The organism is Clostridium sp. OF09-36, from assembly GCF_003481985.1.
Taxonomy (GTDB): Bacteria; Bacillota; Clostridia; order Lachnospirales; family Lachnospiraceae; genus Brotaphodocola.
The window spans coordinates 84,434-106,621 of sequence record NZ_QUMD01000001.1; the positions used below are offsets into that span (position 1 = coordinate 84,434).

General features: G+C 49.7%; 18 protein-coding genes and 1 pseudogene. 5 read left to right on the top strand and 14 right to left on the bottom strand.

The genetic code is table 11. The features are described from left to right. Positions 1 to 4: 4 nt before the first annotated feature. The 7 genes from DXA97_RS00400 to hrcA form a co-directional block, all read right to left on the bottom strand. Positions 5 to 616 (bottom strand): RnfABCDGE type electron transport complex subunit G, encoded by a 612-nt coding sequence (locus DXA97_RS00400; protein WP_118541610.1) that lies wholly within the window; start codon positions 614 to 616, stop codon positions 5 to 7. Beyond that, positions 613 to 1,560, bottom strand: coding sequence for an RnfABCDGE type electron transport complex subunit D (locus tag DXA97_RS00405; RefSeq protein ID WP_118718174.1), 948 nt, complete (start codon positions 1,558 to 1,560; stop codon positions 613 to 615). Before DXA97_RS00405 ends, DXA97_RS00400 begins: the two co-directional genes overlap by 4 nt. 3 nt (positions 1,561 to 1,563) lie before the next feature. Continuing rightward, entirely contained in the window at positions 1,564 to 2,901 is a 1,338-nt protein-coding gene (gene rsxC / locus DXA97_RS00410) for an electron transport complex subunit RsxC (protein ID WP_118541606.1), read from the bottom strand. Positions 2,902 to 3,774: 873 nt separating this feature from the next. Further along, positions 3,775 to 4,923, bottom strand: a complete 1,149-nt coding sequence (dnaJ, locus tag DXA97_RS00415) for a molecular chaperone DnaJ (RefSeq protein WP_118718175.1) — start codon at positions 4,921 to 4,923, stop codon at positions 3,775 to 3,777. Positions 4,924 to 4,940: 17 nt separating this feature from the next. After that, positions 4,941 to 6,818 carry a molecular chaperone DnaK gene (gene dnaK, locus DXA97_RS00420; protein WP_118718176.1) on the bottom strand — a complete coding sequence of 626 codons (1,878 nt, stop codon included), beginning with the start codon at positions 6,816 to 6,818 and terminating at the stop codon, positions 4,941 to 4,943. 66 nt (positions 6,819 to 6,884) lie between these two features. Then, on the bottom strand, positions 6,885 to 7,520 hold the full coding sequence (gene grpE, locus DXA97_RS00425) for a nucleotide exchange factor GrpE (protein ID WP_347561402.1): 636 nt from the start codon (positions 7,518 to 7,520) through the stop codon (positions 6,885 to 6,887). Positions 7,521 to 7,566: 46 nt separating this feature from the next. After that, complete coding sequence (gene hrcA / locus DXA97_RS00430) at positions 7,567 to 8,604, bottom strand: heat-inducible transcriptional repressor HrcA (RefSeq protein WP_118718177.1); 1,038 nt, start codon at positions 8,602 to 8,604, stop codon at positions 7,567 to 7,569. Between the two features lie 377 nt (positions 8,605 to 8,981). Between hrcA and DXA97_RS21420 the strand changes: the two genes are divergently transcribed. Beyond that, positions 8,982 to 9,743, top strand: coding sequence for a 3D domain-containing protein (locus tag DXA97_RS21420; RefSeq protein WP_118718178.1), 762 nt, complete (start codon positions 8,982 to 8,984; stop codon positions 9,741 to 9,743). 107 nt (positions 9,744 to 9,850) lie between these two features. On the opposite strand, the gene argH is transcribed toward DXA97_RS21420, so the two are convergent. The 4 genes from argH to DXA97_RS00455 form a co-directional block, all read right to left on the bottom strand. Next, the gene (argH, locus tag DXA97_RS00440; RefSeq protein WP_118718179.1) at positions 9,851 to 11,221 is read right to left on the bottom strand and encodes an argininosuccinate lyase; all 1,371 of its coding nucleotides are present in this window, start codon (positions 11,219 to 11,221) and stop codon (positions 9,851 to 9,853) included. A gap of 96 nt (positions 11,222 to 11,317) precedes the next feature. Then, entirely contained in the window at positions 11,318 to 13,921 is a 2,604-nt protein-coding gene (locus DXA97_RS00445; RefSeq protein ID WP_118718359.1) for a YfhO family protein, read from the bottom strand. Between the two features lie 14 nt (positions 13,922 to 13,935). Then, a complete protein-coding gene (locus DXA97_RS00450) occupies positions 13,936 to 14,481 on the bottom strand; it encodes a hypothetical protein (protein WP_147355524.1) in 546 nt (181 codons plus the stop codon). 77 nt (positions 14,482 to 14,558) lie between these two features. Continuing rightward, the gene (locus tag DXA97_RS00455) at positions 14,559 to 14,975 is read right to left on the bottom strand and encodes a GtrA family protein (protein ID WP_182436748.1); all 417 of its coding nucleotides are present in this window, start codon (positions 14,973 to 14,975) and stop codon (positions 14,559 to 14,561) included. A 257-nt stretch (positions 14,976 to 15,232) separates the two neighbouring features. Between DXA97_RS00455 and DXA97_RS00460 the strand changes: the two genes are divergently transcribed. Both DXA97_RS00460 and DXA97_RS00465 read left to right on the top strand, forming a co-directional pair. Further along, entirely contained in the window at positions 15,233 to 16,102 is an 870-nt protein-coding gene (locus DXA97_RS00460; protein ID WP_118718182.1) for a phosphoribosylaminoimidazolesuccinocarboxamide synthase, read from the top strand. 203 nt (positions 16,103 to 16,305) lie between these two features. After that, positions 16,306 to 17,177 (top strand): annotated as a pseudogene (locus DXA97_RS00465) (methionyl aminopeptidase). Between the two features lie 13 nt (positions 17,178 to 17,190). On the opposite strand, the gene DXA97_RS00470 reads toward DXA97_RS00465, so the two are convergent. From DXA97_RS00470 to DXA97_RS00480, 3 genes are read right to left on the bottom strand one after another with little or no spacing between them, the layout of a single operon-like run. Then, positions 17,191 to 17,832 (bottom strand): ABC transporter ATP-binding protein, encoded by a 642-nt coding sequence (locus tag DXA97_RS00470; protein WP_118718183.1) that lies wholly within the window; start codon positions 17,830 to 17,832, stop codon positions 17,191 to 17,193. Further along, positions 17,813 to 18,631 (bottom strand): ABC transporter permease subunit, encoded by an 819-nt coding sequence (locus DXA97_RS00475; RefSeq protein ID WP_347561403.1) that lies wholly within the window; start codon positions 18,629 to 18,631, stop codon positions 17,813 to 17,815. The genes DXA97_RS00470 and DXA97_RS00475 overlap by 20 nt, the downstream gene beginning before the upstream one ends. Continuing rightward, complete coding sequence (locus tag DXA97_RS00480) at positions 18,603 to 19,700, bottom strand: MqnA/MqnD/SBP family protein (protein WP_118718361.1); 1,098 nt, start codon at positions 19,698 to 19,700, stop codon at positions 18,603 to 18,605. The genes DXA97_RS00475 and DXA97_RS00480 overlap by 29 nt, the downstream gene beginning before the upstream one ends. Before the next feature lie 600 nt (positions 19,701 to 20,300). Between DXA97_RS00480 and DXA97_RS00485 the strand changes: the two genes are divergently transcribed. Then, positions 20,301 to 20,933 (top strand): ECF transporter S component, encoded by a 633-nt coding sequence (locus tag DXA97_RS00485; protein ID WP_118718184.1) that lies wholly within the window; start codon positions 20,301 to 20,303, stop codon positions 20,931 to 20,933. A 124-nt stretch (positions 20,934 to 21,057) separates the two neighbouring features. Next, positions 21,058 to 22,017: a P1 family peptidase gene (locus DXA97_RS00490; protein ID WP_118718185.1), complete on the top strand. Its 960-nt coding sequence runs from the start codon at positions 21,058 to 21,060 to the stop codon at positions 22,015 to 22,017. The last annotated feature ends 171 nt before the right edge of the window (positions 22,018 to 22,188 follow it).

Below are 22,188 nucleotides of genomic sequence, written 5' to 3' on the forward strand. Positions count from 1 at the left end.
CCTCCTACTGTGCCAGGCAGTTATCTACAAAATAAACTGCCGCATTCACCGCATTCGTGACTGCTCTTGATGTAATGGTAGCGCCACTGATTGCGTTGATCTGATCGTCAGAAGTTGCGCCGTCTTTGGTTACGGAGAACACTTCTGCCTTCTTGCCTGCAAACTGACCTTTCCACTCAGGCTTGTCCGCATTCATACCAAGACCTGCGGTCTCAGCCAGGGTTAAGAACTCGATACCATTTACGGTACCGTCAGACTGAATACCTACGGAAACGGTGATCGCACCGCCGAAACCGTCGTTGGAAGTAGCGGTTACAACGTAGCCTGCTGCTGCGCCGGAAGCATCGCTTGCTGCTACAGCTTCATCTACCATAACTTTGCCGTAGCCAAGTCCTGCGATCTCCTCGTTTGCTGCCGGAATCTTGTCTGCCAGGTCACCTGCGTCGAAGCTTGCTGCGTCCGGGAATACGGTACGGTAAGCTGCCTCTTTTGCTGCCAGGTTTGCTGCATCGATCGGAGCTTTTGTCATTTCATAAACGCCGCCCAGTAATGCGCCGGCTACCAGGGTAATGCCGCACAGAACGAAGGCATCTTTCATAAATCCACCTTTACTCATGCCTTTTTGCCCTCCTTTCCAAATGCTACCGGAAGGGTATAGCGCTCAATCAGCGGAACCAGCAGGTTGCTGATGATGATTGCATAGGAAACACCCTCTGCAGAACCACCAAACAGACGGAATGTTCCGGTCAGCACGCCAAGCAGAATACCGAATACGATCTGTCCCTTCGGGGTGATCGGGCTGGTTACATAGTCGGTTGCCATGAAGAATGCACCGAAGATCAGTCCGCCGCCGCAGATGTGAGCCAGAACAAAGTTCAGATCCTGTCTGCCGAAGATGAATACGAATACTGCAACCGTTGCGATATAGGTTAACGGAATGCGCAGGGAAATTACTTTCTTAAATACCAGGTAAGCAGCACCGATTAACAGGGCTACTACAGAAACCTCACCGATGGTTCCCGGGATCTTACCGATGAACATAGCCATAAGGTCTACGCCAAGGTTAGACTCGCCAGCCTTCCATGCAGTCTTCATCACGTTCAGAGGAGTAGCGGTGGTTACGCCATCCAGGGTGAAGGAAGACATCTTGCCTGCGAAGGAAATAAGCAGGAAGCATCTTGCTGCCAGTGCCGGGTTCATGAAGTTCTGACCCAGACCACCGTAGATCTGTTTCACGATCACGATCGCAAATACGCCGCCGAGCATCGGGATCCATAACGGAATTTCAGACGGGCAGTTCAGTGCAAGGATCATACCGGTTACAACGGCACTGAAATCGCTGATGGTAATTGTTTTCTTGGTTACTTTTTCAAATACGTACTCACTCAGTACGCATGCAAATACAGTCGCAATGATCACGAGCAGAGCATGCAGGCCGAACTGGAATACACCGAAAGCGGTGGCCGGCAGCATGGCAATTGCCACGTCCATCATGATGCTGCGGGTAGTTTCCTCGCTCCGCACATGCGGGGATGAGGATACGTTAAATAATTTAGCCATGGTTTACTTTCCCCCCTGTGCTTTTTTTCTGCGGTTGGCTGCAACCGTTTTTCTCATTTCCTTGAAAGCCTGGGTCAGAGGACGTTTTGCCGGACATACGAAGGTACAGCTTCCGCACTCCATACACTCCATACCGTTGAGTTTCTCAAAGGTATCGCAGTCGCCCTTTAATGCTGCTTTCATCATCATAACCGGAACAATATGGCTCGGGCATGCGCTTACGCACTTACCGCAGCGGATACACGGAGTCTCCACGTTTGCTGCCACCTGGTCCTTGGTCATGCACAGGACAGAACCGTTGGTCTTGATGACCGGAACGTCTAAGTCGAACATAGCAAAGCCCATCATAGGACCACCGGAAATGACTTTCTCCGGCTCGGTCTTGAATCCGCCTGCTGCCTCGATCAGTTCCTGGGTGTTGGTTCCGATCTTAATACGGAAGTTTCTCGGATCTGCGATCGCATCGCCGGTTACGGTGAATACACGCTCGATCAGAGGAGTAGTCTTGCATACTGCATCGTAAATAGCAATCACAGTAGCAATGTTGTCCACGATGCAGCCTGCATCTGCAGGAAGCATGGAGGAGTTTACTTTTCTGCCGGTGATTGCGTAGATTAAGGAACGCTCACCACCCTGCGGGTACTTGGTCAGAAGCTCGCATACCTCGATACGCGGCTCGTCTTTTACTAACTCTTTCAGCTTTTTGATTGCTTCCGGCTTGTTGTTCTCAATGCCGATCACGCCCTTTGCCTTGTCAAACAGCTGAAGGATAACTTTCAGACCGCCGATGATTTTTTCCGGATCCTCCATCATGCAGCGATAGTCAGAAGTCAGATACGGCTCACACTCTGCACCATTGATGAGAATGTACTCGATTGCATCTTCGTTCTTCGGAGACAGCTTTACGTTGGTCGGGAAACCAGCGCCGCCCATACCTACGATACCAGCTGCTTTTACGATATCGCGGATTTCCTGCTTGGACAGGGTGGACGGGTCACGGTCTGCGCCCATGCCTTCTACTGCCTCATACAGTCCATCATTTTCCACTACAACGGAATTTACCATGCCGCCGCTGGCAACACGTCTCGGCTCTACAGCCTTAACAGTACCGGATACGGAGCAGATGACATTTGCAGAAATGAATCCGCCTGCTTCACCGATGATCTGACCAGCCAGGACTCTGTCGCCCTTCTTTACCAGCGGGTTCGCCGGTGCGCCGATTCCCTGGGACATCGGGAATACCAGATCTCCCTTCGGCATCAGGACCTGTACCGGCTTGCTCTCGGACAGTTCTTTACCCTCGTAAGGATGAACGCCGCCTTTAAATGTAGCCAATCCCATTTTCCTTTACCCTCTTTCTATACATTTTCAACTTGCTATCGACAAAATCTCTCGTTTTGCCATCATGGTCAGTATAACATAATTCGCGGTTTACGACAATCAAAAATTACATATTGTATACAATATAACAATCGTTTTTTCCTTTGAAAACATGTCAGATTCACAGTTTTTGGCCGAAATTTTTGTTAATTCGCGAACGATGTTAGCAGAGTGAAACCGCCGCTTGTTTTTGTAAAAAAACATGAATATTTCGACATGTTTCCTATAGCGTTCAATAATGGGATTCTGCCGGAATCAGGCTGGAATTTGTCAGAATTCAGTTGCGTTTCGATTTGTTAATTTTTCGTCGAAGAATAGCGTGTTTTTTCTGCTTATTAGTATTTATAGTTTTTACTTATATATATTATTTGTTGTGCTTATAAGTGCACACTTATCTCCCATACAGTCCCAGCATTATGATTCCTTGCACGTTCTGGATTTTTCACAGCCCCTGGTTCCTTCAGACTGCCTCTTTTCAGACCGGCTCCTTACTTTTTCACGCTTCCACAAAAAATTTCAAACTTTTTTCCTGACCATGCAATAAAACAACGATCTTTTGCATTAACCTTATGAACGGATGAAAAGAGTCCTGTTCTGTAAAAGAAAACAAGGCAAAACCAATCACAAATCAAACTATTTACGAAATCCTTTGATGCATTACACTCTATCACACCCGCTGCGTTTTCTTTTCCGGACATGGCTATTTTCAAAAAACCTTAAAAATTAGGGTTGCAACCAACGAAAAACGCGTCACTGGCGCGTTTTTTGTATGCCAGGCAAAAAGAAAGCGCCCCACCGGTGTTTTGTCCACCGGTGAGGCGTTTTCTTTTTTATTTATTTAAAAAGTCCTTTTTTCTTATGCTTCGTCTCAGCCGGAACTTCCCCGTGCATCACGGCATCGAAGTTCTTCAGTGCCTCTCTCTGAGCCTCGGTTAAGCGCTCCGGTACCTGTACCACCAGGGTAACATAATGGTCACCGCGGAGGTTGCGGTTACGTAAGGACGGTACACCCTTGCCCTTTAAGCGGACACGGGTATCGGTCTGGGTTCCTGCCTTGACCTCGTACTCTACCTCGCCATCTACCGTCTTGATGCGGATCGGACCGCCCAGTGCTGCTGTTGCGAAGGAGATTGGTACGGTGGAGAAGATGTTGACATCCTGACGCTTGAATACCGGATGCTGGGATACTACTGCCTCAACTAAGAGGTCTCCTCTCTCGCCGCCGTTTACGCCAGGCTCACCGCCGCCTGCGCAGCGTACACTCTGCCCGTTGTCGATACCGGCCGGAATGGTAACTTTGAATTTCTTCTTTTTGGTGATATAACCAGTGCCATAGCAGTCAGAGCATTTCTCTTTGATGACTTTGCCCTTGCCGCCGCAGTCCGGACAGGTCTGGACATTCTGTACCTGACCGAAGAAGGACTGCTGGGTGTAGATGATCTTACCTTTACCGCCGCACTTCTTGCAGGTTTCCGGTGAAGTACCAGGCTTTGCGCCGGTACCGTGGCAGGTTGCACACTCTTCTTTATAGTTGATCTCAATTTCCTTCTCACAGCCAAACACTGCCTCCTCGAAGGTAATGCGAACTGCTGCCCTTACATTGGCACCGCGCATCGGACCGTTATACTGGCTGCCGCCGCGGCTTCTTCCGCCGCCGAAGATATCTCCGAAGATATCTCCGAAGATGTCTCCCATGTCGGCTCCGTTGAAATCGAAACCACCGAATCCGCCGGCACCGCCGCCTGCGCCGCCCTCGAATGCAGCATGACCGAACTGGTCATACTTTCTTCTCTTCTCCGGGTCACTTAACACGCTGTATGCCTCAGATGCTTCCTTGAACTTACGCTCGGCCTCGGCATCACCCGGATTTGCATCCGGGTGATACTTTTTTGCAAGGACACGATATGCTTTCTTTAATGCGGCCTCGTCGGCGTTCTTCGGAACGCCGAGGACCTCGTAATAATCTCTCTTAGTCTCTGCCATGACGCACTATCCTTTTATTATACTTCTTTGAAGTCACCGTCGATGACATCGTCGTTGTTTGCGCCTGCGTTGCCGCCTGCTGCGCCAGCTGCACCCTGTGCACCTGCTGCGCCCTGTGCGTTTGCGGCACCCTGGGCTGCCTCATAAACCTTGCTGAACAATGCCTGTGCGCTGTTCATCAGTTTCTCTTTGCCAGCCTTGATGTCCTCAACCTGAGCATCGGTCATGTTGTCGATCGGAGCACGGTTGATCGCTTCCTTCAGGGCATTTAAGTCAGCCTCTACAGCAGCCTTGTCGTTTGCGTCGATCTTATCGCCAACCTCGCTTAATGCCTTCTCGGTCTGGAATACCATAGCATCTGCGTCGTTTCTTGCATCGATTGCTTCTTTTCTCTTCTTATCCTGAGCCTCGAACTCAGCAGCCTCTTTGACTGCCTTATCGATATCAGCCTCAGACATGTTGGAACCGGAAGTAATGGTGATGTGCTGCTCTTTGCCGGTACCAAGATCCTTAGCGGATACATTTACGATACCGTTTGCATCGATATCGAAGGTAACCTCGATCTGCGGAACACCTCTTCTTGCCGGAAGGATGCCATCCAGACGGAACTGGCCCAGAGTCTTGTTGTCACGTGCGAACTCACGCTCACCCTGTACAACGTGGATATCTACTGCTTCCTGGTTATCAGCCGCGGTAGAGAAAATCTGGCTCTTCTTGGTCGGGATGGTGGTGTTTCTCTCGATCAGTCTGGTAGCGATACCGCCCATGGTCTCGATGGACAAAGACAGCGGAGTTACATCCAGAAGAAGGATATCACCTGCGCCTGCATCGCCTGCAAGCTTACCACCCTGGATAGCAGCACCGATCGCTACGCACTCATCTGGGTTAAGGGATTTATTCGGCTCTTTGCCGGTCATCTGTTTTACTTTCTCCTGAGCTGCCAGCATACGGGTGGAACCGCCGACTAACAGAACCTTGCCAAGCTCAGCAGTGGTTACGCCGCCATCTTTTAATGCATTCTGTACCGGGATTGCGGTTCTCTCGATGAGGTCGTGGGTCAACTCGTCGAATTTTGCTCTGGTTAAGTTCATATCCAGATGCTTCGGGCCCTCTGCGGTTGCAGTGATGAACGGCAGGTTGATGTTGGTGGTGGTTGCGGTAGAAAGCTCTTTCTTTGCTTTCTCAGCAGCCTCTTTCAGTCTCTGCATCGCCATCTTATCGCCAGACAGGTCTACGCCCTCAGCCTTCTTGAACTCGTCAACCAGCCACTGGGTAATACGGTTATCGAAATCATCGCCGCCTAAGTGGGTATCGCCGTTGGTGGAAAGAACTTCGATAACGCCGTCACCGATCTCGATGAGGGATACATCGAAGGTACCGCCGCCTAAGTCGTATACCATGATCTTCTGCTCATTCTCGTTGTCCAGGCCATATGCCAGTGCAGCTGCGGTCGGCTCGTTGATGATACGCTTTACATCCAGGCCTGCGATCTTACCAGCATCCTTGGTTGCCTGACGCTGTGCATCGTTGAAATATGCCGGAACGGTGATAACTGCCTCGGTTACGCTCTCACCCAGATAAGCCTCTGCATCTGCTTTTAACTTCTGCAGGATCATAGCGGAGATTTCCTGAGGAGTATAGCTCTTACCGTCGATAGTTACTTTATAGTCGGTACCCATATGTCTCTTGATGGAAGCGATGGTTCTGTCTGCGTTGGTAACAGCCTGACGCTTTGCCGGCTCGCCGACCAGACGCTCACCGGTCTTGGTAAATGCTACAACAGACGGTGTGGTTCTGGAACCTTCCTGGTTCGGGATAACTACCGGTTTACCACCCTCCATAACTGCTACACAGCTGTTTGTGGTTCCTAAGTCAATACCAATAATCTTACTCATAGTGATTTCCTCCTAATCTATACTGAAACAAAATTTTGTTAATACGCTTTGTTACGCACAGCCAGTTTAGTTTGCTACCTGGACCATGCTGTGACGTACCACGCTGCCGCGGTACTTGTAACCCTTCTGCAGCTCCATGGCGATCTCATTCTCGCCATACTTCTCGTCCTCCACATGCATCACTGCGTTGTGTAAGTTCGGGTCGAACTGCTGGCCTACTGCCTCGATCGTTTCCACTCCGGCATCTTCCAGGGTTTTTACGAACTGCTTGTAGATCTTTTCAATGCCTTCGGCGAAGGAAGAACCCTTCTCATCCTCCGGCACGGCTGCCAGGCCCCGCTCGAAGTTGTCGAGCACCGGAAGGATCTTCTCGATGATGTCCTTCGCTCCGACCTCGTACATGGCTGCCTTTTCTTTTTCCGTACGCTTACGGAAGTTATCGAATTCAGCCATCTGCCGTTTTAAGCGGTCCTGCAGGTCCTCGATCTGGGCATCCTTTGGATCCTTCTTTGCTGCTTTGGCATCCTTCTCATCTTCTTTTGCGTCGTTGTTTTCTTTGGTCTCGGTTTCCTTCTCTGCAGTTTTGTTTTCCTCTGTTCCTGCGGAAGTTTCGCCGTTATCTGTTTCGGCGTGCTCAGCTTCGAGGTTTTCGTTCTCCGCCGCTGCCGCGCCCTGCTTCATTTCTTTCTCTGTCTGGCTCATGGTGATTCACCTTTCTTTATGATCATCCGCTGCCGTCCTGGCAACTCTAATTTTCTTCGTTTTTAAATGTGGCATCCAGCTGCTTCATCAGATGCTTCAGCGTGCTGAGTACCTTTTCGTAATCCATCCGTTTCGGTCCGATGATACCGATGGTACCGCGGATTCCTTCGCCCAGTTCATAGTTGGCAGTGACCACGCTGCAGTCCTTCATGGTCTGGAGCGGTGTCTCATCTCCGATATAAACCTGGATTCCATTGTTGTCCTCGGATTCATTTACATCTGTGATCAGCTCCTGAAGCTTATCTTTCTGTTCCAGGGTACTGATCAGCTGGCTTGCTTTCTCGCCGTCGCTCAGTTCCGGATACTTGAAGATGTTGGTCGCGCCGCTGGTGTAGATCTGAAGGTCTTCCTCGTCGGCCCGGATGGCTCCCGCCACTTCATTCAGCACCAGATCGATGATCTGGCTATGGGCACCGGCCTGCTGTTTGAGCTTCGTGATCACATCTAAATTGATCTGCTCAATGGTGAGACCGTTCAGCGCGCTGTTCAGCAGAATGTTTAAGTTCAGGATTTCCTCCTGGCTGACCGGCTCCGGAATGTCCACCATGGCGTTCTTGATGAGGTTTCCTTCCACCACGATGACCACCAGCAGCTTGTTTTCTTCCATCTGGGAAAGCTGGATGAATTTCAGTTTGTTCTGATGGTACTGCGGTCCGCTGATCATGGCAGCGTAGTTGGTGTTGTTGGCAAGGAGCTGTGCCAGCTTCTTTAATACCAGTTCCACCCGGTCAACCCGCTTGATCATCAGACTCTTGACTTCGGTAACCTCCTGCTCCTTCTCCTGCATGATCTGGTCTACATAGAAGCGGTAGCCTTTATCGGAAGGAATACGCCCTGCCGAGGTGTGCGGCTGCTGAATGTACCCCATCTCCTCCAGGTCCGACATCTCGTTCCGGATGGTTGCGGAACTTAATTTCAGATCCGTGTATTTGGAAATGGTTCTGGAACCTACCGGCTCACCTGTTTCCAGATAAGTTTTGATGATGGCTTTTAATATCGTAACCTTACGATCATCCAGTTCCATTCTGCCGCCTCCTTTTCTTTATTAGCACTCGCCATTAAGGAGTGCTAACATTCTGTGATTAATATACTTTACCCTATGTCGTTTGTCAAGAGGTTTGGCGAAAAAAACTATGTTTTTTCTGTGATTTTTAGGGATAGTTCGTTTTTTCCTTGACAAATCAAAAAAATCATGTAAAATAGGGTCTTATCGTTCATATATTACAAATTTGTTACATATATTTATTTTGTGTGAATCAAATATTTCTTTTTTACGCATAACAGACTTTGCAGCCTAAGCTGCAGAAATACCAAATAAGATACAGGCAAAAACAAGCACGCCTGCACCCTGCGACCGAGATCGTCACTGTAACAAATTTGGAAAAAGGAAGGATTGATCTTATGTTAATGAACAAAAAATTTTTTGTAACACTACTGACTACTGCACTGTTTCTCATAAGCGGCACTTTCACTGCCCTGGCATCGGACTTAGATGGCTCCTTCGATGATTTTGAAGGAAATACCATTGTCGGCTGGGGCTGGGACTCCACGCAGCCAAACACTGCAGTTCCGGTCACTGTTACCATCACCAATAAAGAAACCGGCGAGCAGGTAAAGAGCTTCCACCAGACCGCCATCACCTACCGCTCCGATCTGGAGGAAAACGGAGTCGGAAACGGGCGCCACGGCTTCCGCATTGCCATGAACTGGGACACTCTCCCGGACGGAACCTATTTAATAGAAGGAAATGTAGACGGCAAAGCACTCTCCAACCCCAAAACCTATACTAAGGGGGAAGTTGCAAAGAATAATAAAGAAGAAAGCAATGCTTCCGGCGATGCCCATGACCATGAGCACACTGCAATCGGCTTAAAATCCCTTGGTTTCTTCCGCACCACCGGCTACTGCCCGTGCAAACAGTGCTCAGAAGGCTGGGGACGCCGCACCAGCACCGGCTCCATTGCAAAATCCAGCCACACCATCGCCGTAGACCCGCGCATCATTCCTTACGGAAGCAAGGTTATGATAGGCGGAGTCATCTACACCGCAGAGGACCGCGGAGGCGGTGTCAAAGGAAACCACGTCGATATCTTCTTCGACACCCACGCACAGACCCGCCAGCACGGAAAGCAGACGCAGGAAGTGTTCCTGGTGCTCGGATAAAATATAACAATATCACACAGTAACGAACAAGGGCCGAAAGGTTTCGTCCCCGCCATTCGGCGGGGACGGAACCTTCCGGCCCATTTGGGTTTACTGTGCGATATTGTTTACTTCAGCTGCTCTTTGTAGATCGCAATGACCTTCTTCATTGCTTCCTGACCAGACGCGCCGATGGTGGTTCTCTTCTCTACGCAGGTCTTCATGCTAATAGCCTCGTAGACATCTTCCTCGAATACCGGGCTGATGGCCTTAAACTCCTCCAAGGTCATATCGTCCAGTGCAATGCCCTTGTCGATGCAGAACAGCACCAGCTGGCCTACAATGCCGTGTGCGTCACGGAACGGGACACCATGGTTTACCAGGTAATCAGCTGCGTCGGTTGCATTGGTGAAGCCATTCTTTGCACTTGCTTCCATAACTTCTTTATTAAAGGTCATGGTGGAGACCATACCGGTGAACAGTGCCAGACAGCCTTTTACGGTGTCGATGGCATCGAAGGTCAGCTCTTTGTCTTCCTGCATGTCTTTGTCGTATGCTAACGGGATGCCCTTCATGGTGGTCAGAATGGACATCAGTGCGCCATACACACGACCGGTCTTACCGCGTACCAGCTCTGCGATATCCGGATTCTTCTTCTGCGGCATGATGCTGCTTCCGGTGCTGTACGCATCGTCGATCTCCACAAAGCGGTATTCGTTGCTGTTCCAGATGATGATTTCCTCAGAGAAGCGGCTTAAATGCATGGCAATGGTGGAGAGGGCAGATAACAGCTCGATCACGTAATCACGGTCGGATACGGAATCCATGCTGTTTAAGGTCGGTCCGTCAAAGCCAAGCAGCTCAGCCGTGTAAGCGCGGTCCAGCGGGTAGGTGGTTCCTGCCAGTGCGCCGGAGCCCAGCGGGCAATAGTTCATGCGCTTGCGGATGTCGTGCAGGCGGCTTCTGTCTCTGGAGAACATCTCAAAATAAGCGCCCATATGGTGAGCCAGGGTAACAGGCTGTGCCTTCTGCAGATGGGTAAAGCCCGGCATATAGGTGTCGATGTTTGCTTCCATGATCTTTAACAGCTCTTCTAATAGTTTTTTAACCAGAACGTCAATCTCATCGATCTCGTCTCGGCAGTAAAGCTTCATATCGAGTGCAACCTGGTCGTTTCTGCTGCGTCCGGTGTGAAGGCGCTTGCCTGCATCACCAATGCGCTCAATCAGATTTGCCTCTACAAAGGAATGAATATCCTCATGCTCTTTGGTAAATACCAGCTTGCCGGACTCAATGTCGGCCAGAATGCTGTTTAAGCCATCAATAATCGCCTTGCGGTCTTCTTCAGACACAATGCCCTGCTTTGCCAGCATGGTAACGTGTGCAATGCTGCCCTGAATGTCCTGATGATAAAACTTCTGGTCAAAAGATAAGGACTCGTTGAAGTTGTGTACCAGCTGGTTTTCTTCCTTGGTGAAGCGTCCGCCCCATAATTTCATAGTGTTAGTCTCCTCTTTTTTCATATTTGTATCATGATTACTGTTCAGGCATACAAAACAGTAACCTATTATTTTCAGCAGTATAACTGCCTCAAGTTACCATTTAGCCGGATGTTCCGACTCTTCCATTTCTGGATTTTCCATTTCCGTTTCCTCAAAATCCTGCATTTGGGGATCTATCCTCTCAAAATCCGGATATTCTGTTTCTCTCCCGGTCTGCGCATGCATACTTCTTTCTTCCCCGTCATATTCACAGTGTTCATATGCGTCCGCATCCTGCTCATACGCCTGCTCTTCCCGGTATCTGCGAAGCAGCCAGCCACCCAGTGCGATCAGCGCCAGCAGCACTGCACTACCGCCCGAGATCAGCGCGCCCGGGATCAGTCCCTTCGGGGTGTATTCCATGGCTACGGTATGACTCCCGGCACTCAGCCAGATGCCCACAAACGAATCCAGGATTTTTTCCGGCTTCTGCTCTTTTCCGTCGACCAGGATTTTCCATCCTTCATCGTAAGGGATCGAAGTGAACATCCATCCTTCCTGATCGCAGCTGATCATTCCCTCTAAAGAGGTATCTGTCCAGCTCGTCAGGCTCCACGGATGTGCGGAAAGCTTTGCGGCAATGGAGCCAAGTCCGTTTTCTGAGAAGCGGTACACATCAGCCCACATTTCCTCCTTGCTGTCCTCCGCAGTCAGGGTAACTGCTTCCCCGGCTACACAGTAGCCCAGCTCCAGAAGGTAACCGCGGTCCACATTCGTAAAGGTTTTCGTGCCCTTCCAAGTCGTGGCAGTCACTTTTTCAATCTTTTTATTTCCCACGTAAGCGTAATATTCCCCGCTTGTTTCCGGATAAAAGGTCAGGTCACTGCCCTCAGTACTTGTGTCCAGAACCAGGTTCATAACCTGCTCTGCCCCAAGCGCATCGGCCAGACTGTTCTGCACATCCGCAGGATTGCCGGTTTCCAGATTCCACCGGGATTCAAAATCCGGCTCCACATAAAATCCAACCGGTAAGGTGTAGTTATTCTGGTACAGCCAGACTCCGTCCTGTTCTCCGATCACCGTGCGAAGAGACGTGTCATCCGGCTTTTCCGAATAAATGCCGTATTTTACGGAAAACAGGGCATCGACAAGCGGTGTGCTTCCGGTGATGCTGTAAGCATTCGTGGAGCTTTCACATCCCAGCTTCTTAAACAATGCCGAGAGGTCCGCATTTGCCGTGGAGGAAAACAGGGAAACCGATGGAAAATGCATCCAGGCTCCATCGTTCTTGGTTTTCCGCGTCACCTTTTCCATGCGGAAGAAAGAGTCGTTTGGCTGAACTGAATCCACCAGCTTCTCCGATGCTGCATTATCGTCCGTATAGGCCGTCCGGCTGGTTGTTGTCACACTGGTCACAGCCGTATTTACCGCTGCCTCAATGGAAACAACCGCCAGCGCATAAAACAGCGCCGGAAAATAATAACGCCTGCCTCTCTGGTAAAGGGCGATGGCCCCAAGATACAGTGCAAGGAACAAAATCGCCACATAATATACAATAAAATGGAAGTGATCCTCCGTCACCAGTTTCTGTGCCATCAACACAAAGACCACGGAACCGGCAAACGCTGCCGTCACATGCTTCCACGGCGTTTCCTTCAGATACATGTAAGCCCGGTAGCAGGCAAACAGCACCATGAAAATGTAAATGTAGGACTGTCTGCAAGGCAGGCTGTTTGGATAATGAAAGCCGTGCCAGATAAAATTCAAGACATTGAACGAAAAGCTCGCAAAGAAGAACAGCAGCATAACACAGTAAACCGCCTTTTCCTTTGCAGATATCTTTTTGCAAAGCAGGTAAAGGATAAAAAACATCAGCACTGCTACTCCGCAATACACATTCGGCCAGTGGTCCAGTCCGATCTCCGTCTCCACGTTGCCGATATGGCGAGCGATCATATCAAAGATTGGGAAATACTGGGAAAATGTTTTCGGAAAGCTCACATCGCCCGAAGCGGTCATCTGCAGGGCAAAAACCTCCGGAAGCAAAACTACCGCCGACAGGCCGCCCGCCAGCAGGGAATAGACCGCAAACTGGAAGCCGCGCCCGATAAATTTCTCCCAGTGCATATCCTCATCTAAAACCAGCAGTGCGATAAAATACAGCACCATAAAAATGCAGGTCATGATGGAGATATAATAATTAGAAAGAATGGACATGCCGAGCGTCAGGCAGTAAAGTATTCCTTTTCCATCTTTCACCAGCCGCTCCAGCCCCAAAACGATCAGCGGGAACAAAATAATGCAGTCCAGCCACATAATGTTCCAGCTATAGGCAGCCATATAGCCCGACAAGGCGTAAAAGATACCGAAAAATGCCACACCAAAATCGTTGGTCCTGCAATGCTTTCTTAAATAATAAGCCATGGTGAGACCACAAAGCCCAATCTTTAACACGATCTGGTAAGTCATAAACTCAATGACCAGATTCTTCGGGCAAAGGATCAAAAGCCAGTTAAACGGACTCGCCAGATAGTAGGCATACAGTGCTGAAAAGTTCACACCCATGCCGACATCCCAGCTATAGAGAAGACTGCCTCCGCTCTTCAGCTTGTACTGGAATTCTGAGAAAAACGGTGCATACTGATGATACATATCCGTCCGAAGAAAGGTTTCCTCTCCAAACGGGAAGATTCCCCGCTGCACGAAAATGATCAGCATGATCACCACCGGGATCAAAAAAGCTGCAACCAGGCATCGCCGGAACGGATCAGGTCCTCCTCTTCCATGGCCTGTTTGCGCAGGCGTTTTTTTGCACGCTTTTCCGGGCGGGTGAAACGCTTCCTGGGTTCTTTTCTCACAGATTTTACTGTTTTCGGTTCTGCGGCTTCCGTTTTCGGTGCTTCTGATTTTACCTCATTCCGTTTTGCGCATTCCCATGTTTCCGCCCGTTCCGGCATTCCTGCTTTTTTCGTCACTTCTGCATTCTTCGGCATTCCTGCTCGCTTAGGCATCTCTGCATCCTCCGGCATTCCTGCTTTTTCCAGCGGTTCTATCTTTTCTGGCGCTTCAGCGGTTTCCACCCCTTGCAGATGTTCCATTTTCTCCGGCAATTTCTCATTCTGACCACGCTTCGCTTCCACACTGGCAACTGCGCTCTCCATCTCCGCTAACAAGTCAGCAACACTCCCCTTTTTTTCCTGAAGCGTGCCTCTTTTTTCCTCAATCATAAGTAAATCCTCTAGTTCTCTCGTAACACAGGCGATTTTTTCGCTTTGCATGCTGCATCTCCCTACTTACGATGATCATTTTTTCCTGTCACTGTTAACATTTCCGTTACCTTGGAACACTTATGCAGTTATGATTCCTTCTTAAAAATAAACCATTTGCTAAATGCATAGTTCAGCACCAAGGAAATCGCCGATACTACGATCTTGCAAATGAAATCCTGCTTAATTCCCAGACCGTCTACCATAGCGATCATTGCCACCATGGTAAAAACACCGGTTGCGGCCCTGCAGGCCACAAAAGGCACAAATTCCGACCAGACCTTTTTCGGATGAAGGTCAAAGCTGCCAAATACAAACAGCTTGTTCGTCACAAAAGCAAACAGGACCGCTGCTGCCCATGAGCCTGCCGTAGCAACCCGGTAATCGATCCCGACACGGCGCATGTACCAGTAGCTGACCCAGTCCACCAGAGTGGTCAGCACACCGAAGACCAGGTAGGAAATGGTCTCCCGGTTTACGAGTTTCTTCCATAATTTAGTTATCATTTTTTTCTCCATATAAATATCAGTAAATCACTTATGCCCCATTATATGGCACGGAGCTAGAATTGTAAAGCACTCCCACCCCAGTCCAAAAAATTTTATAAGTTTTTTTAATAAAAGACTTGCTATTTATTTGTTTTGCGTATATCCTATTAGCAGAAGCTGCTTTCCAGGCACTTCCCCCCATAACCGTAACTTTACAGTTCTTGCAGCTGCCCTGTATTTCACAGCCGCAAACCATAAAAAACATTCAGTGAGGTATGAAGATGAAACCAGTTAAAGAAGGAAAGGTACGCGAAATCTATGACAATGGAGACAGCCTGATCATGGTAGCCACCGACCGCATCAGCTGCTTTGATGTGATCCTCCACAACACCGTTACCAACAAAGGTAAAGTTCTGACCCAAATGTCCAAGTTTTGGTTCGATCTGACCAAAGACATTCTGCCGAACCATATGATTACCACCAATGTAAAAGAAATGCCGGAATACTTCCAGACTCCGGAATTCGAAGGCAAGACCATGATGTGCCGGAAGCTGACCATGCTCCCGTTAGAGTGCATCGTCCGCGGCTACATCACCGGAAGCGGCTGGGCAAGCTATAAAGAAAACGGAACCGCATGTGGCGTGAAGCTGCCGGAAGGCTTGCAGGAATGCCAGAAGCTGCCTGAGCCGATCTACACTCCTTCCACCAAGGCAGAAATCGGTGACCACGACGAAAACATCACCTACGAGCAGAGCATCGGCCACCTGGAGAAATACTTCCCGGGCAAGGGTGCCGAATACGCAGCAAAGCTTCGTGACTGCACCATCGCACTTTACAAGAAATGCGCTGACTACGCTTACAGTCACGGCATCATCATTGCAGATACCAAGTTTGAGTTTGGTCTGGATGAGAATGGCAACATCGTCATTGGTGACGAGATGCTGACTCCGGACAGCTCCCGCTTCTGGCCGGTAGAAGGCTACGAGGTTGGTCACAGCCAGCCGTCCTTCGACAAGCAGTTTGCACGTGACTGGCTCAAAGCAAATCCGGACAATGACTGGACCCTGCCGGAAGATGTCGTCCAGAAGACCATCGATAAATATCTGCAGAGCTATGAAATGCTCACCGGAGAGAAGCTGAAATAAACAATTTGATTAACTTTAATAGGGCCGTGTGAGTTGCCTTTCGGCAACTCACACGGCCCTTTGCCATATCTTAAATTGTTATTTTCTATTCAATAATGCCATTTTCACTTGACAAACCAAATTTCCATGCTACGCTTGATGATAGAAAAAATGTAACGGTGCATATCTGCGCAGTTACAGAAAATAGGAAAAGAGGTTTCCCCATGCATATGATCGACAGAAACAGTCCCTGCTGGTGCGGCAGCGGACTCAAATACAAAAAATGCCACTACGATTTCGATGAAAAGCTGAAGATGTACGAGAACAAGGGCTGCATTGTTCCGGAGCACAACATGATCAAGACTCCGGAGCAGATTGAAAAGATCAAGGCCAGCGCAAAGGTCAACATCGAGGTTCTGGACTATGTTGCAGCGCACATCAAGGCTGGCGTCACCACCGAGGAGATTGACCAGTGGGTTTACGACGAGACAACCAAACGCGGTGCGATTCCGGCTCCGTTAAATTTCGAAGGCTTCCCCAAAAGTGTCTGCACCTCCATCAACGAGGTCGTGTGCCACGGCATCCCGGACCCGGACCGTGTCCTGCAGGATGGCGATATCATCAACGTAGACTGCTCTACGATCTTAAACGGCTACTATTCCGATTCCTCCCGTATGTTCTGCATCGGCGATGTCTCCCCGGAGAAAAAACGTCTGGTGGAGATCACCAAACAGAGCATCGAGGTTGGCTTAAAAGAAGTAAAGCCGTGGCATTTCCTGGGCGATATGGGTGCTGCGATCCATGACTTTGTCCGTGAGAACGGCTATAGCGTCGTCCGCGAGATTGGCGGTCACGGCGTTGGCATTCAGTTCCATGAGGAGCCGTGGGTCAGCTATGTTTCCGAGCGCGGCACCGAAATGCTCATGGTTCCGGGTATGATGTTCACCATCGAGCCGATGGTAAACATGGGAAAACCGGATGTTTTCGTTGACGCAGATGACGACTGGACCGTGTATACCGAAGACGGAAAGCCATCTGCCAGTGGGAGATCCAGGTTCTGGTAACGGAAGATGGTTACGAGATCATCGCTTATTAAAACAAAACACCTTTCAAATGGTAATACGGATTCCATTTAGGGTGGGAATATCATCTTCCTGATGTGTGCTGAGAAGCGTAAGCTTCCCAGCACTCTTTTTTTGCAGATAACGGATTCCTTCCATTCTGGTCCCGGCATCCAGCCCGGTAAACGGCTCATCCAGGATCAACAGGTCCGATGGTGCGCAGAGGGCACGGCAAAGGGCCACCCGCCGTTTCTGGCCGCCACTTAAGGTGGCTACCGGGCGGTTCAGTGCTTCCTGCGGCAAAAGCTCCCGGAGTTCCCGCTCCGCTTCTGCCCGGCTCATGGAAGAGGCTGCCGTCATGAGCACATTTTCCACTGCTGAAAAAGCCTCACACAGACGATCTTCCTGAAAAACGGCACCGATGCAAAGATTCTGCAGCGTTTCGTTCTCCTGCCAATCTGCTACTTTTTCATCTGCCGCTTGGCCAGCTTCTTTTGTTTTTCTTTGTACTATGATTTCACCGCTGTCTGCGTGTTCCAGCCCCATGAGGATCCGAAACAACGTGGTTTTTCCCGTTCCGGAGGGTGCCATAAGACAGTAGATATGCCCGCTCACCAGTTCCATGGAAACATGATCCAGAACCAAGTGTCCGTCAAATTGTTTGCACAAGTCATGAATCTGCAGCTTCATGCTTCCCCTCTCCTTTCTGTGGACATAACCTGGATAATGAAAACAGTACCAGCCATTCAAAGACCGCACTGATCAGAATGATCACCAGCGTCCAGGCAAACAGGTCTGCCGTCTCCAGATAGATTTTTGCCAGATACAACTGCTCACCAATGGAGTGCTCCGGCAGTCCGATCACCTCCGCTGCGGCGCCGGATTTCCAGCTCATCCCCAGTGCAATGCGGCAGCCGCTTAAAAGATACGGCATCAGCGCCGGCAGATAAATAAAGCGGATGCGCTTCCACACCGGCATATGGAACACCTCTGCCATCTCCAGAAGTTTCCAGTCCGTGCTTTTCAGGCCGGCTATCGTATTCACATAGATGACCGGCAATACCACCAGAAACGAGATTACCACGGAGAGATTGCGAGAGCCGGCCCAGATTAAGACAAGGATAATGAAGGATGCCACCGGAACTGCTTTCAGAAACAGCATGAACGGTTCCAGGATTTCTTCCAGAAGCGGCACTGCATACGCAAGAGCACCTAGCAGTATCCCGGCTGCAAATGCCGAAAAAAAGCCGATGCTGATGCGGCTGAAGGAGCCAAAAACAGAACGCCAGAAATCTGCAGACGGGAGCTGCCGCCACAATGCCTGAAGGGCCTCGAAAGGCCCCACAAGCATAATGGAATTGTGCACCACGAAAGCTGATGTCTGCCAGAATACCAGCCACAGGCAGATAATCAGCAGTTTCTTCGTTTGCGCAACATGGGAACAGTAGCGTTTCTTCCGCTTACTCATGCAGGTAATAGAAGCCGTCATCCGGTACCTGGCCGCCTACGGAAGAAGGATCTAGCTCAAAAAGAGCTTCCAGATAACCGGACAGTCTGGTCTTCATATCCTCCCCATCGATGCAGACAATGCTGCAGTACGGAATTGCTTTCTGGGCCACCGGGGCCTTTTCGATGATACCAGCTGCCGCTACCAGCTCTGCTGCATCTGCTACATTGGTATTCACCCAGTCTGCAGATTCCTTGTGTTCCTTTAAAAAGGTCTCCACCTCTTCCGGATTCTGCTCAAGCACCTCTTTGCGGCATACCGTAACACCAGTCACCAGAGAACTTCCATTTTCCGGCTGGGTCTTATCCCACTCTTCTGTCAGGTTCAGGACCATTTTTAAATTCTCATTCTGGGCCATGGTTGCAGTCACGAACGGCTGCGGCAGAAGGCCGATGGCATCTGGATTTTCTTTTAATACCGCTGCGACCTCCGTTGCCTCAGATTTATACTCGATCGTCACATCATCCGGTGTCATGCTGTTTGCACCGATCAGATACTGAAGTGCATAATCCGGTGTGGTTCCTTTTCCGGTCATGTATATGGTTTTTCCCTTCAGGTCTGCAATGTTATGGATAGAATCGTCTGCAGAAACTACATACAGCACACCCAGCGTATTGATATCAATGACCTCGATTCCCTGCTTGGTTTTCTGATACAGGACACTGGCCAGATTCGCCGGGACCAGCGCAATATCCAGATCACCAGAAACCACCTGTGCTGCCAGCTCGGAAGCATCTGCCGCCATGGTAAACTCATAAGCTCCCTCGGACTCGCCCTTGGAAGCCTCATCCATCAGGGATACCAGTCCAATGGTGGTCGGCCCCTTTAACGAGCCAACACGGAGTGTCGGTGCACCGGTCGTTGCTGCATCCGCTGCTTCAGATTCTTCCCCTGTTTGTGCCTCTGTGGTCTCCTCCGCTGTTTTATCAGCACTTGTCTGCTCTGCTGTCGTTTCTGCGGCAGAAGTCTGCGTCTTATCTGCGCCAGAGCATCCGGTCAGAACCGTAGCAGTCATGGCACAGGCCAACAGGGTTGCGATTGTTTTTTTCATGAAATCTTTCCTCTCTTTCCGCATCCAGCTTTTCCGTCAGAAACGATGGGAGTATTTTGCTCCTTTTCTGTTTTGTTTCTTCCAGATTAGTACGGATACCATTTTATTCTATCATAAAATCCAAAAAATTCCTATGTATCTCCAGAAACACTTGCGGTTTGGAAGATTTATGCTATAGTAAAGATGAACGTTATTCTTAGGAAAATGTATCATTTTACAGCCGGACGCAACAGACTGCGCTCGATTCATACAAAAACCCGTGACTGCAGCAAATTCCGTTTTCTGGAACACTCGCGTGAACAGAAGCATGAAGTCTATGCAGTTACGAAAAGAAAGAGAATTCCGTGCGGACCATTTTGGCTGCAACAAACTTTGTTCTCATTTCTATCCGTTCACAGGGAGCAGTATTCCTGTTACCTTTCACGCACTGCGTGTCTCGTAACACACTTCTTTATTCTGTCCTGTTTCCGTCTGCCTTCTTAAGTTTCCGTTCATTGTATCCCCAATCAATCTAATTTAAATGCTGAAAAACAGGGGACAAAAGCACTCCGCAGGGATGCGGCAGAGCATGCCGTTTTATCAGCGAAAAAGGAGAAAACAATGAAAACAGCAACAAAAAACCAAATCAGCTCTGAACTTTCCCACTCCCGGACTTCCTTTATGGTGAAGCTGGCCCTTATGGTGGCTATTATCGTAGTCATGGCATTCTCGCCGCTGGGCTATCTGCGTACTCCGGGACTTACCATTACCTTTTTAACCGTTCCGGTTGCCGTCGGTGCCATTATCCTTGGACCTACAGCCGGTGCCATCTGCGGTGCAGCCTTCGGTCTGACCAGCGTTGCCATGGCTTTAACCGGCGGTTCCGCTTTCAGCGCAGCACTTCTGCAGATCAACCCGTTCGGCCTTTTATTCACCTGCCTGGTTCCAAGAATCCTGGAAGGATGGATCTGCGGCCTGATCTTCCAGCTGGTAAAGAAGTTTTCCAAAAACGGTGCCTATATCGTTGCCAGCCTGGCCTGCCCGCTGCTCAACACCCTGTTCTTTATGGGTTCCCTGGTGCTATTTTTCTATAACACCGAGTACATCCAGAACCTTGCATCCGGTCTTGGCGCAGCAAACCCACTGATCTTCGTTATCCTGTTTGTAGGCGTTCAGGGTGCGATCGAGGCTGTGGCATGCACCATACTCGGAAGCGCTGTATCCCGTGCACTGGGTGCAGCATTCCGCCAGTAAAAACGGGCTATATATTTTTCATGAATTTTTGCTCGTGACTGTGAAGGTACTGAACAGTTACGAAACGATTTCATAAGCCGCAGGAATCCTGCGGCTTAACTATTTCAAACATGGAGGGTTCATCATGAAATTATTCGACTCTGTCAGAGAGATTCCCATTACTGATCTTGAGGGTCTTCGCATCGGCAACGCCCAGGATTATGAGGCCATGACCGGTGTAACGGTTCTGCTCTTCGACCACGGTGCAAAAGCCGGTATTGATATCAGCGGAGGGGGACCTGCTTCCCGGGAAACGCCACTTACATCCCCCATCACTGCAGACAATCCGCTCAATGCCATTGTACTCTCCGGCGGCTCTGCCTTCGGCCTGGCTGCCAGTGACGGGGTCATGCGCTATCTGGAAGAACACGGTATTGGTTATGAAACCGGATTTGCGAAAGTACCATTAGTCTGCCATTCCTGTATCTACGACCTGAGTATTGGACGTTCTGATATCCGACCGGATGCTGCTATGGGCTATGCTGCCTGTCAGGATGCAGAACATCCGCATCCGGTATCCGGCATCTTAGGCGGAGGTACCGGCGCCAGTGTTGGCAAAATCTATGGCCGCGACAAAGCAACCAAAACCGGTCTTGGCATGTATGCAGTCTCCATCGGTAACTTAAAGATTGCCGCAGTTGTAATCTTAAATGCCTTCGGCGATGTCTTCAATCCGACTACCGGCGAAAAAATTGCCGGTCCAAGAAAACCAGATGGCAGCGGATTCTTTGATACACTGGAAGAGCTTTACAAATTCAGCCAGAGAACCGACCAATTCCAACACGATCCAAACAGCAAAGCCAATACCACCATCGGTGCTATTATCACCAACGGCGCGTTTTCCAAAGCAGAATTAAGCAAAATTGCTTCCATGGCTCGCAGCGGCTACGCACGCTGCATTAACCCGGTAGGCACCATGGCCGATGGCGATTCCATCTATGCCGCCTCCATCGGAACCGTAGAAGCAGACTTAAATGTTGCCGGAACACTGGCGGCAGAAGTCATGGCAGAGGCAATCCAAAATGCAGTAAAGGCGGCCCGGTAGGCCGCCTTTTTTAAAACAGATTTCCATCCTCGTCAAATGTCAGAGGTGCAGGTTCTGACACAATTCTGTCAAACATCATCGGGATCTTTGCAGATTCCGTGAGGATGAAGAAAGTAAGGCTGAATTAAAGCGCAGAATGGACCATTGGCAGGAAATGGCACAAGAACTCAA